The sequence below is a fragment of the Bacteroides sp. D55t1_190419_B8 genome (genome assembly GCF_015558905.1).
GTDB lineage: Bacteria > Bacteroidota > Bacteroidia > Bacteroidales > Bacteroidaceae > Bacteroides > Bacteroides vicugnae.
Genome location: NZ_JADMOU010000001.1, coordinates 296,924 through 310,011, shown reverse-complemented (window position 1 = coordinate 310,011; position 13,088 = coordinate 296,924). Strand labels below are relative to the sequence as shown.

At 39.4% G+C, this 13,088-nt stretch carries 6 protein-coding genes; 5 read left to right on the top strand and 1 reads right to left on the bottom strand.

Annotated features, from left to right (window positions below; all coding sequences use genetic code 11):
• The gene (locus tag I2I13_RS01080) at positions 1-3,132 is read right to left on the bottom strand and encodes a TonB-dependent receptor (protein WP_195648509.1); all 3,132 of its coding nucleotides are present in this window, start codon (positions 3,130-3,132) and stop codon (positions 1-3) included.
• Between the two features lie 444 nt (positions 3,133-3,576).
• Here I2I13_RS01080 and I2I13_RS01075 point away from each other — a divergent pair, with 444 nt between their 5' ends.
• From I2I13_RS01075 to I2I13_RS01055, 5 genes are all read left to right on the top strand, one after another.
• Positions 3,577-4,755 (top strand): phage integrase SAM-like domain-containing protein, encoded by a 1,179-nt coding sequence (locus I2I13_RS01075; RefSeq protein ID WP_195648508.1) that lies wholly within the window; start codon positions 3,577-3,579, stop codon positions 4,753-4,755.
• A 319-nt stretch (positions 4,756-5,074) separates the two neighbouring features.
• Positions 5,075-6,091, top strand: coding sequence for a fimbrillin family protein (locus I2I13_RS01070; RefSeq protein ID WP_195648507.1), 1,017 nt, complete (start codon positions 5,075-5,077; stop codon positions 6,089-6,091).
• Between the two features lie 50 nt (positions 6,092-6,141).
• Positions 6,142-7,710, top strand: a complete 1,569-nt coding sequence (locus I2I13_RS01065; RefSeq protein WP_195648506.1) for a fimbrillin family protein — start codon at positions 6,142-6,144, stop codon at positions 7,708-7,710.
• A 105-nt stretch (positions 7,711-7,815) separates the two neighbouring features.
• Positions 7,816-11,010, top strand: a complete 3,195-nt coding sequence (locus tag I2I13_RS01060) for a TonB-dependent receptor (RefSeq protein ID WP_195648505.1) — start codon at positions 7,816-7,818, stop codon at positions 11,008-11,010.
• A gap of 21 nt (positions 11,011-11,031) precedes the next feature.
• A complete protein-coding gene (locus I2I13_RS01055; RefSeq protein WP_148364271.1) occupies positions 11,032-13,050 on the top strand; it encodes a RagB/SusD family nutrient uptake outer membrane protein in 2,019 nt (672 codons plus the stop codon).
• Positions 13,051-13,088: the final 38 nt, after the last annotated feature.

The following is a 13,088-nucleotide window of genomic DNA, read 5'->3' as shown; positions in this document are numbered from 1 at the left end:
TTAGAATCCAATGTTGACACCTATTACAAAACTCTTCAAAGTGGTAGGTGAGCCAAATGTCTTGGTGTTATTGTCATAGTTTACCAAGTCAGTATCCAAAAAGTCACATGCCTTATAGATGTTGAATGGATTCATGGCTTGAACATACAACTTCAGATTATTGATACCCAAATTCTTTAATTGCTGTGGGGCAAAGTTATAACCCAATGAAATATTACGAACTTTGATGTATGAGCCATCCTGATAGTTCATTGCACTGTTAAAGGCATCGGCTCCTTCACCGTTAGAACCGGGTGAATAGTATTTTGCATTCTCATTGGTACCGGCCACCCAATAGTCTACTTTACGCTGCATATAGCGACCGTCAAGAGTAACGGCTCCCTGTGGAACTGTAAAACCCCAGCGTGATAGAATAAAGAAGGACAGTTCAAAATTCTTATAACTGAAAGTATTACTCCATCCACCTGTCCAGCGTGGACGTGTGTGCCCTACAATTTTCTTATCGTCATTAGCATCAATTTTGCCGTCATTATTTAAATCTTTCACTTTGATTTGTCCCGGTTTACGTCCATATTTGGCAGCTTCTTCAGCTTCTTCTGTTTTCCAGATGCCATCATATACCCAGTCGTAATAAACGCCGATTTCTTCACCGACAAACCATTTATTGTTCACATCTTCCGTTCTACCATTGGACAATTCGTCAATTCGGTTTCTGTCCATTGACCATGTTAAAGTAGTGTTCCAAGAAAAATCTTTTGTTTGTACAGGTATTGCATTTACTTGTAGGTCAATACCATATCCGGATGTTTTACCCACATTCGCATAAGTGGAAACATAACCCGTTAGCGAAGGAATTGACATTTCCAGTAACAAATCATCTGTTTTCGTTTTGTATGCATCGACACTACCGGTAAGCCGGTTATTAAAGAAACCATAGTCAACACCGACATTGTATTGTGTAGTTCTTTCCCAGCCTAGAGTCGGATTAGCCATTTTGGCGGGTTCCTTCTGTGAAGGATCTGAAGGTACATAACCCAGAGATGAGTCATTCTGTCCCCAGTTATAGTATAAACCTGTGATGGCACCTTTGGTTGCATATGCTTTGATTGCCGCATTACCTGTAACACCCATACCTACACGAAGTTTCAACTGATTCAGCCAACTGATGTCTTTCAGGAAATCTTCCTGATCCATTCTCCATGCGATAGCAGCAGAGGGGAAACTGGCCCATTTGTGTCCTTCGGCTAATTGAGAGGCACCGTCCCAACGCATAGATGCTGTTAGCAAGTACTTATCTTTATAACCATAATTCAGGCGAATCATATAAGAAGCCATTTGAGTTTCAGTCAGTCCTGTGCCGAAAGAGTTCAGTGTGCCGGCAGAGCCTATATTATACCAAAGCTCATCCGATGAGGCTACATTAGTGGCTCTCATATCTCCCATCTCGTAATGGTAGGCAGAAGCGGATTGCATCAATGTCATTCCCAAATTATGCTGTCCCAGAGACTTGTTGTAATAGATCAGGTTATCTAATGTCCATGCACGTTTTTGTTCGTTTTTATATTGTGCACCATTGTTACCGTCTCCATTAATACCATCAGCAGCGTTAGCAACTCCTAAGGTGTAGAATTGGAATTCAGGGCCAAACTGAAGACGATAGGACAAACCTTCCAATGGTTTCCAGATTTTACCGAAATCAATTTGTGAATACAAACTGGCAGAAGCGCGGAAAGTGCGGCGTTGATTAGTATTATAGTCCAATTCGCGAATAGGGTTGATGATATTTACATCACCACTCGGATAACGGACATATTCACCGTTTTCGTCGTAAGGCACTGTCCAGGGGATCATACCTCTTAATGCACTATAGAAATCACCCGAACCGGTTACAGATTTTGAGAAACTGTATCCATAGTCTTGAGTTGAATACGATGCATTGATTGAAGAACCCATTTTGAACCAATCGACAGGAGTTACGTCAAATGAGGTTTTCAATGTATAGCGTTCGTATGCTTGTCCCGGTTGTGTACCTTTCTGGTCCAGATAGCCGAATGAGGCATAGCCTTGAAATTTGTCAGACCCTCCGGATGCGCTTAAGGTATGTTCGTGAGTGATCCCTGTTTGTTTGCCGTGAGAAGTCCAGTCGTATGAACCTACTAAAGATGGATCGTAAACTCCGTTTACCCATGCCTTCTCGATGTTCTGCCATGAAGAGGTTACACTGCCGAATGCAGCTTTATCTGCTTCATAAGTCGGAGTGGCGGAAGCATAAGATCCTGCATTGTATTTAGCTAAGCGGGCATAATCCAGCCATTCGGAGGCAGACATCATCTTTGTTACATCGTGTAGTGTTTCAAAAGTGACAGTACCGGAATAGTTCAGGGTTACCTTCCCTTCTTTTCCTTTTTTAGTAGTCACAAGAATGACACCATTGGCACCACGTGAACCATAAATTGCTGTGGCTGAAGCATCTTTCAGAATGTCAATAGATTCAATATCGGAAGGATTGATGTTTTCAATGCCTCCATTTTGAATGACCATACCGTCTACCACATACAACGGACCCTGTTCCGCATTAATGGAGCGTTGTCCACGGATATTAATGTTACCGACCTCTCCGGGACGTTGACTGGACGTGATATCTACACCGGCTGTTTTGCCTTGCATTCCTTCCAGTGCGTTTCTTACAGGCATTGCTTTCAGTTCTTTTTCTCCTACGCGAGCCATAGCACCGGTTACGTCACTTTTTTTCTGGACTCCATATCCTACAACTACTACTTCGTCTAAGGTTTCTGTATCTTCTTGAAGAGTAATTTGGAAGTTAGTATTTCCGGCCACGGATACTTCTTGTTTTTTATATCCTATATAAGTGATAGTGATTGTACCTTTCATTGGCACATTGGAAAGAGAAAACTTGCCATTTAAATCGGTAATTGTACCATTAGTAGTACCATTAACCAATACACTGGCACCAATAACCGGTTCTCCGGTGAAATCTGTAACTGTGCCCGAAATTGTCTTATTCTGGGCATAAGATTCTACTATTAAAAAAGAAAACAAAGTGAGGAGAAATAGCCGTCGGATAGTATCCTTATAGGCGTACAGGTGATTACCTTTTTTGTTGCTTTTCATACTTTAATTATTAAGTTATAAATATTGGTTTATATAGCCTTTATTGTTCATTTTCTTTTCGTCTTCTTTTGAGGACTTTTTATCTCTTGCTTTATTATATGGGGATATTCCTGTAATATAGGATTTTATAGAGGATTGGTAATGTAATGTATTATATAATATTTATATATTTACATAGTGTATTTATTGTTATTAAGTTAAACAAAAGTTAGATTCTCTTTTTAAAAGAAACTTTTTACATTCTACCTGTGAAAAAGTGTTGCAAACATAACGACTTAATCAAGATATAGCAATGCAGAATCGTACAAATGCATGGAAAATACCGTCTTTTGCACGATATTCCATGTTATGGGTGCGATTTTCGATTGGTGACCAATGACTATGAATCTTTTTGTTTCTATTTTATTGTATTGAAAATAGTAATTTATAAACCTAAAAAACGATATGGCGAATTTTTCAATTGTAATTGTTCCAACTAAAAAATTATCAAATGGCAGACATCGGATAAGGGTAGCAGTAGCCCACCATTCACAAACCAGATATATATCTACCCAGTTTACTTTGGATTCTGCCAACCAGTTAAAAAATGGTAGAGTAGTAAGGCATGAGAATGCTGCAAATATGAACATTTGTCTTCGAAGACTAATCAATGAGTATGAGGAAATTGTTACATCAATCAGCTATTTACCTGTAATCTCATGTACTGAGCTAATACGTATTATCACTTATGAACAAAAGAAAAAAGGAATCACTTTTCAAACTGTTGCGAAAGAGTATATGGATTTTATGAAAGGAAAAGAACGGGAGAAATCTTATAAACTCTACAAGATAGCTACAGAGAGATTCATTAAGTATATGAATGGAGATTTCCCTCTAATACAGTTGAGTCCTCTCCATATACAAGGATTTTCAAAAGCTCTCCGTAAAGAGAATCTGGCAGATACTACTATCAGGATATATTTGACTCTGATAAAAGTCGTATTGAATTATGCAGGTAAAATGAACTATGTAACTTATTCTATCCATCCTTTTGTTCTCTTTAAAATGCCTGCAAGTAATGTACGAGAACTCGATTTGTCAGTAGATGAATTAAAGAGAATACGAGACACTCGTCTTTTTAAACCTTCTCAATCTATAGTAAGAGATATTTTTATGCTTACTTATTATTTAGGTGGTATTAACTTGAGAGATTTGTTGGCATATAATTTTAAAGATAAAAAGTATATGAGATATATACGTCATAAAACACGTAATAGTAAAAAAGGAGAGAATGAAATTGCATTTACTCTACAACCCGAAGCAAAAGCTATCATAGATAAATATCTGACTAGAGACGGGTATTTAAAATTTGGAAAGTATTCATCTTATAGACAGATATACAGTTTGATTTTTCGACATATAGACAAAGTAGCACGACTTTCGGGGATAAGTAAAAAGGTTACTTACTATTCTGCTCGAAAGACATTTGCACAACATGGATATAACTTAGGTATCCAAATTGAGAAAATAGAGTATTGCATAGGGCACAGTATGAAAAACAATCGTCCTATATTCAATTATATCAAAATTATGCAAGAACATGCTGATAAAGTATTTAGGGAAATATTAAATCAGTTATTATAAAACGTTGATTCTTTTATGCCTCGTCTTGAGGCATTTCTTCTGTTTTCAAATTTTTTCTCTATTGAAGATTCTTCAATAGCTGCCTCATTATTGTCTAACGGTAACTTTCTAATCCTAATAATGCTTTGATAAACAAGGCTTTCAAGTCAAAAGAGAATCTAACTTTTGTTTAACTTAATATTTTGAAGTATGATAAACTATGGAAAACACAGCCTTTCACTTATAGTCATTAGAAAGGATGAATTTCGAGGGCTATTCTTTATTACTTATGGAGAATCTATAAATGAGAATATATTTGTTTAATTTTAAAAAACATGGTATGAAAATAAACTATGTAACGGCTGCTTTTGCTCTGCTGCTTTTGGCGGGATGCAGTAATGACGTGAAAGAATCTGATATCAAGTTCGCAGGAGAAACAGGTGCAAAAGTTTCTTTTAGTGCAGTGATTAATAATCGAGAGGCAAGCGAACTTAAGACTAGAGCTACGGAAACAAGTTGGGAAATGGGTGACTTGGTTGGAATTACATGCGGATCCCGGCAGGTGAATATTGAGTATGAATATACCGGTGGTGAAAATAGCTTGTTTGCCGCAAAAAGTGGATATGCTGAAGATATCTGGGTATTAGGTACTCAAGAATATGATGTGACAGCTTATTATCCGTTCACTGGAACATCAGGTACGGAAGCTGAAACCATTGAAGTGTCTACTGATAGTGAAAATCAGGCTACAGCAGAAAAACGTGAACAGATTGACTTTCTTTATGCATCAGGAAAGGCAACTGCCGAAACTCCCAATGTAAAATTAGCATTTAATCATGTAATGAGTCGTATCAAACTGACTTTTACAGCTGGTACGAATGTTACATTGTCGGATATCACATGCTACCTTATTAATTTGAAGAAGAACGGGACATTTAATCCGAATACAGGAGAAACAACTGTAAGTATAGAATCTGTAACGTCGGATGATGATATTGTATGGACTAAAGTAGGTGCAGCTGATAATTATACGATACAGGCTATCTTATTACCGCAAACTCCACAGAAAGAAGTCTATATCCAAGCAGGAATGAACGGATATTATTACGAAGTTCACTTTCCGAATTTGACAAAATTGGAGCCTGGGGTTTCTTATAATTATACTATTCAAGCTAATGAGTATAAAGATAATCCTTTTGTATTAACTATTACCGAAGAGACACAAATCATTGGATGGAAAAATGAAGATGGCGGAACTGTTGAGTCAGATCCGAGTGTAGCAGGAACAGGTACGAACATCACTAATCCAAGCTGGAATATCACAGAAGAAACTATTACTCCTACATCCAAAAAATGATATTTTGAATAAAACGAAAGAATTACTAAAAACTAAATAAAATCTGATTTATGAAAGTATATAACTATATATCAATGCTTCTTCTTGGAGTAGTGTCCTTGGCTTCTTGTTCGCAGGATGACGGGATAGAAGGTGAAAATATGGGAACTTTACAAGGCTTCCAAATCAGCGTATCTGAAGATGGCTTTCAAACTGTAAATGCTCCTGGAACGCGGGCTACGGAGAATAATTATACAACTAAATTTTCCGAAGGCGATATGATTGGTATTTTCGCAGTCAAAGGTGAAAATATTGTTGAAGATATAAATAACCGCCAATTTACGTATCAGGATGGGGAATGGGTGTTGACCGACGGTGAAGATGCTATAGAATATAAAGGTTCGGAGTTCTCTAAAATGAACTTTTATGCTTATTATCCCTATGACTCTAAAGTTACTTTCGAACCTGCGAATGATGATCCTTTCGCTACATATGTCAGCAATTGGAAAGTTGGAGTAGACCAAAGTGGTGATAACTATACTAAGTATGATTTGATGACAAGCACAGGGACTGTACAAGGTGACCGCTTGAAAGGGTCAATTGCTTTTACCATGCAGCATAGAATGGCGATGGCTGTGATACAAATGCCTGAAAAGGTGTATACCTTTACAAATACGGATGTAACACTGGAAGATTATAAATTGCCTGTAACTGTAGGTTCTTTTACTATAGATAATGTGGAGGCATCTCCTTATTATCAGGCAAGTACAGATACTTATCGCTTTTTGGTGAAACCCAATACGGCTTTTTCTATCAAAGGGACTTATACTGGAGCACAAGAAATGGATTATGCTGCTAACGGTACTTTGGAAAGTGGAACTGCAAAAAAATATGTGATCGAGGACACAAATAAGAGTTCACATCTTTTGGCTGTAGGAGACTATTATTGTGCAGATGGTTCTATTGTCAGCAAAGATGTAGAAACTGCACCAGACAATGTAATCGGTATTGTATATCATGTAGGTAATCCGCAACCGTCAATAACAACTCCTGCTACATATACAGAAACAAATGATGCATTGCGCCGTGATTATCCAAGCTGTACGCATGGACTCGTACTGGCTATAACTTACCCGTCAGTTGGTGGAACACAAACTGCTGCATTTTCAACTAATAGAGATGTGTTTTTTGGCGGCTGGTATTCAACGGATGAAGATTGGTCGGATAAATTTGTAGCTTGTACAACATATAATACTTCCATTGCAGCATATTTGGGATATAACAATACAGTATTAATGACGATGTCTCCTAATACATTTGTGTGCGACAAGGCTGTAAGTTATGTTGAGGCTTATCGTGGAGCAGTTTTCGTGCCTGCTTCTGCCTCTAGCTGGTATCTTCCCTCTTTATACGAATTAGATGAACTCGTAAATGTTATATCTACCGTTCAAGAAAGTATTAAAAACGCAGGTGGAGAGGCTCTGGCTGTAGGTAGTCGTCATTGGAGTAGTAATGAACGTACAGGAAATACAACGGTAATATATCAGCATCTACTTCAGGCTACAGGAGCATACCTGGTTGATAAATATCGAAACCAAGGAGGAGCAGCTGGTTATTTCCCTATGATGCTTGCATTTTAAAAGCATCAGGATAATTTGCTATAAGAAATATGTTGAGGATGTTGTCTAAAATAAATGGAGCGACTCTTTCAATATGCGATTAAAAAACTATTATGAGTGATAAATATGAATAAGAAAAACTTAATAAAAGGAACTGCTCTTCCTGTCGCACTGTTTTTCTCCTTCGCCCTGCTTCCGAGTTTCGGTAATCAAGGACAAGTCTTTGCTGCCATGGACGTAGTCCAGCAGCAAGGCTTCATCAAAGGAACGGTGGTAGATGATAAAGGCGAACCGGTGATCGGTGCGAATGTAGTTGTTGAAAGCACTAATATCGGTACAATCACCGATATTGATGGTGTGTTCAAAGTCAATGTACGCCCAGGTACAAAATTGAAAATATCCTTTATTGGATATAGCGACCAGATAGTGGCGGCAAAGAAAGATATGCGGGTTGTGCTGGTCGAAGATGCTACTGCCTTGCAAGAGGTAGAAATCATAGCTTATGGTGTGCAGAAAAAAGTGACTATGACCGGTGCGATTGCCAGTGTGAAGAGTGAGGCTTTGACACGTACATCTGTAGGTTCTGTTTCTAATGTATTGGGAGGTCAAATGACAGGTTTGACTACTGTACAGTATTCCGGTGAGCCGGGTTCGGATGCTGCAGATATTTTTATTCGTGGTAAAGCAACGTGGGCAGATTCTACTCCATTGATACAAGTGGATGGCGTGGAACGTAGCATGAATGATATTGACCCGAATGAAATAGAGTCCATTTCTATCCTGAAAGATGCTTCGGCAACTGCTGTGTTTGGTGTTCGTGGTGCTAATGGTGTTATCTTGATAACTACTAAACGTGGTAGAGAAGGAAAGGCGAAAATTTCGTTTACTACTTCAGCTTCCGTATTGATGCCGACTAAAATGGTGGAGACGGCCAATTCGTATGACTATGCAACGTTTTATAATCAGATGCGTGCCAATGATGGGAAAGAAGCGATGTTTAGTGATGCGGTAATTCAGAAATTTAAAGATGGATCTGATCCTATTCGTTTCCCAAGTATTAACTGGGTCGATTATATCATGGGAGATGCCACCTTGCAAAGTCAACATAATGTTAATATATCCGGAGGTACGGATAAAGTACGTTATTTCATTTCTGCCGGAGCTTATACACAAGGGGGACTTTTCAATGAATTTCAGTTACCTTATAACATCAGTTATCAGTATCGTCGGTTCAACTACCGAAGTAATCTGGATATGGATGTGACAAAAACAACCACTCTGTCTTTTAATGTGGCGGGTAATGTTAATTCTTCTGATAAACCACGTACAAGTCAGGGCTCATCAGGTATGGTGAAAAATATCTATTATGCCACTCCATTCAAAAGTGCCGGTTTTGTAAATGATAAATTGGTTTACACTACAACTGACAGCTATGATGATGGAATGAGCCTGCCTTTTACTGGTGATATCGACCCATTTACTTACTATGGAGGTGGTGCTACTCGCACTAGTAATAACTCATTGAACGCTGACCTTGTTCTGGATCAGAAATTGGATTTTATCACGAAGGGACTTTCATTCAAATTGAAAGGATCTTATAATAGTTCATTCACTGTTTACAAATATCTATCCGGTGGAACAGAAATGACTTATAACCCTGTATTGTCAAGTGAGGGTATAGTAAATCTGCGCCCTGTGGATGGGAGTAAGTATACAGATGTAAGTTATAGTAGTGGTACAGGTAAATCGCGTGATTGGTATATGGAGGCAGGATTGAATTATAATCGTTCTTTCGGAAACCACAATGTAGGTGCATTGTTACTTTACAATCAGTCCAAAGAATATTATTATTCAAATACAGAATATCCGGATGTTCCGCGTGGTTATGTCGGACTGGTAGGACGTGTCACTTATGACTGGAAGAATCGTTATATGATTGAAGCTAATATGGGTTATAACGGTTCTGAGAACTTTGCTCCGGATAAACGTTTTGCTCTTTTTCCTGCAGGTTCTGTGGGTTGGGTGATGAGCGAAGAAAATTGGTTTCAACGTGCAAAACCGTTCGTTAGTTTCTTGAAATTACGTGCTAGTTTCGGATTGGTAGGTAATGACAAGATCAGTGGTAGCCGGTTTATGTATACAGCTGACCCGTATAGCGTTAACTTAAATGATTTAACCAATCGATATGCAAGTTCTTCCGGTAGTGGTGGCTATGGCTATTTTTTCGGAACGGACGGTCTGAATGTTACAACTAGCAAAGGAGCCTACGAAAAATCAAAAAATAATCCGGACGTATCATGGGAAAAAGCTTTCAAGCAGAATTATGGCATGGATATCAACTTCTTTGATGACCGATTATCCGCTACAATCGAATATTACAAGGAACATCGTTGGGACATTCTGTTGCAGGATGGAACAGCGCCAGGTATGCTGGGATTTACCACACCATATTCAAATCTTGGGGAAGTGAAAAACTGGGGATGGGAATTATCACTGAAATGGAATGATAGAATAGGTAAGAATTTCCGTTATTGGGCAGGGATTAATCTCTCTTACAACCAGAATGAGATCATTGAACGTAAAGAATCACCGCAAGATTACGACTATCAGTATTTGAAAGGTCACCGCATTGGTTCGCGTAGCCAGTATGTTTTTTGGCGTTATTACGATGAAAGTACTCCCGAACTGTATGAAAAGACATTCAATCGTCCATTCCCAACACATTCAGTAGACTTGAAAAATGGGGATGCTGTGTACGTTGACTTAAATGGTGACCGTCAAATAGACTCTAACGATATGAGTTACGACTATGGATTTACGGATGATCCGGAATATATGGTTGGTCTTAATTTCGGATTTGCCTGGAAGAATTGGGAAGTAAATACACAGTGGACAGGGGCTTGGAATGTAAGCCGTATGATTTCAGATGTATTCCGTCAGCCCTTTGTCTCTTCTGCTACCAAGACCGGGGGGGGACTGTTGGCTTACCACTTGACCAATACATGGACTACAGAGAATCCTTCGCAGAATGCGGAATATCCTCGTGCAACTTGGGATAATGCGGACAATAACTATGCCACTTCTACACTGTATGAGAAAGATGCCAAGTACTTGCGTCTGAAAACGCTTACCGTGTCTTATAACTTCCAGTTTCCTTTCATGAAGAGATTAGGATTGAACACCTGTCAATTGGCATTCAGTGGTTACAATCTGTTGACGTTTACCCCATACCTTTGGGGAGATCCGGAAGCAACAGCAAGTAATGCACCTTCCTATCCATTGACTAAGACCTATACAGTGAGTTTGAAATTAGGATTCTAACCGTTTTTAGAAAGAAAAAATATGAAACAACGATATAAATGGCTCGTCAGAGCAGTGATAGGGGGGATTCTTTGCATAGGTTCTGTATCCTGTGTGGACGAAATTAAATTTGGAAATAGCTTCCTTGATAAAGCACCGGGCGGAACGGCTACTAAAGATACGGTGTTTAACAGTGCTACCTATACGCGTCAATTTCTGAATTCCTGCTACAGTCGCCAATATTATGGACTGCCTTATGGAAATAGCTCGAATGTCGATTTCCCGGACTCATCTAATCCTTATCTGGGAAAGTTTGATGCGTTGACTGACTGTTGGCAACTTCATTATGAGTCTACTACCATTTACAATAGTTACTATAGTGGTACACACACAGCCAATTATGGAACGCGTGGTGATATCTTTGGGTACACTCGTGAGGTAGTGTGGCAGGTTGTACGCTGGTGTTGGTTGTTATTGGAGAATGTGGATAATGTACCGGGTATGAGCGATACAGAAAAAACAAAGATAAAAGCAGAAGCTAAGTGTATAATGGCTGCCCGCTATTTTGATATGTTCCGCCATTACGGAGGATTACCATTAGTTTACGAATCATTTTCCGGAACAGAATCAAGCTATAACTTACCGCGTGCTACTGTGGAGGAAACAGTAAAATATATGATTAACCTGTTGGATGAAGCTATTAATTCAGGAGGGCTTGAATGGGCTTATACAGGAGCGGATGCTACTACTGAAACGGGACATTGGACAAAAGCCGGAGCGATGGCTCTGAAGTGTAAAATCTGGCAGTTTGCTGCTTCTCCTCTATTTAATGCCAGCCAGGGATATGCAGGCGGAAGCAGTGAAGCTGAACAACAACATCTGGTGTGGTACGGAAGCTATCGTTCAGAACTTTGGGACAACTGCTTGGCAGCCTGCAAGGAGTTCTTCAACGCTATGGCAGTGAATGGATTCTATCAGCTGAAAGAAGCAACTGGTGATACTCCTGCTGATTACCGCTATGCTTATCGTATGGGATATGTATTGCTGAATAGTCCCGAAGTGTTACACTCTGTCCGTGTAAATGGGTATGAGACAACCGGTGGTTCTTCAAGTTATTTCTGGCATGCCTGGTGTAACAATGGTCGTAATTCATATACCCCCACACAAGAATATGTGGAAATGTTTCCTTGGGCAGATGGTACACCTTTCGATTGGGATAAGACTGAAGCAGAAGGTAAGTTGGACGAGATGTTCCTGAAGGGGACTTTTAAAGATGGGGAACAAACACTTTCAGATCTTGATTTAACACGTGACCCACGTCTATATGAATCGGCGATAGTGAACAACGTACCTGAAAATCTGGGATGGTCTTCTGCCAGCATGAGTGGTGACCCGTGGGAGCTTTGGGTAGGCGGCTCGGATGCCGGAACAAGCTCTTTCCTGGAGAGTGGACGTTTTGCCACCGGTTACGAGAATATGAAATACTACTTGAGTGATAGCGATTATAATCGCCAGGGGGTACATTGGGTATATCTTCGTTTGTCCGACCTTTATTTGACTTATGCAGAAGCATTGCTTCAAGCCAACAATGATCTTCAAGGAGCTGTAAACCAAATTGATATTGTGCGTGCTCGTGTCGGACTGCCCGGACTCGTGAAATGTAATCCCGACAAGAATCTGCTTTCTGACAAAGACGCTTTACTGGAAGAACTATTGCGTGAACGTGCCTGTGAACTAGGTATGGAAGATAGCCGTTACTTTGACTTGGTTCGTTACAAACGTGCCGATCGATTCGAAACTCCTTTGCATGGATTGCTGATCTATCGTTTGGATAGTAATGGTTCACCTATAGAGAAAGCATGGCGTGAAGGATCTGATAAAACAACAAGTAAGAATGGCGGTGCTTTGCAGCCTGTAAAGTTTAGTTATAAAAAGTTCCAATTGAAAAACAGAACGCGTGTCTGGTGGACAAAAGGTTTTGATTCCAAGTGGTACCTTTCTCCGTTCCCACAGAGTGAAATCAACAAAGGATATGGGTTGATTCAGAATCCGGGATGGTAATGAGGCAACAAATATGAATAACGATATTAGATAATGAT

Coding starts and splice junctions, on each gene's coding strand:
- I2I13_RS01080 (WP_195648509.1), bottom strand. CDS start 3,132: ATGAAAAGCAACAAAAAAGGTAATCACCTGTACGCCTATAAGGATACT.
- I2I13_RS01075 (WP_195648508.1), top strand. CDS start 3,577: ATGGCGAATTTTTCAATTGTAATTGTTCCAACTAAAAAATTATCAAAT.
- I2I13_RS01070 (WP_195648507.1), top strand. CDS start 5,075: ATGAAAATAAACTATGTAACGGCTGCTTTTGCTCTGCTGCTTTTGGCG.
- I2I13_RS01065 (WP_195648506.1), top strand. CDS start 6,142: ATGAAAGTATATAACTATATATCAATGCTTCTTCTTGGAGTAGTGTCC.
- I2I13_RS01060 (WP_195648505.1), top strand. CDS start 7,816: ATGAATAAGAAAAACTTAATAAAAGGAACTGCTCTTCCTGTCGCACTG.
- I2I13_RS01055 (WP_148364271.1), top strand. CDS start 11,032: ATGAAACAACGATATAAATGGCTCGTCAGAGCAGTGATAGGGGGGATT.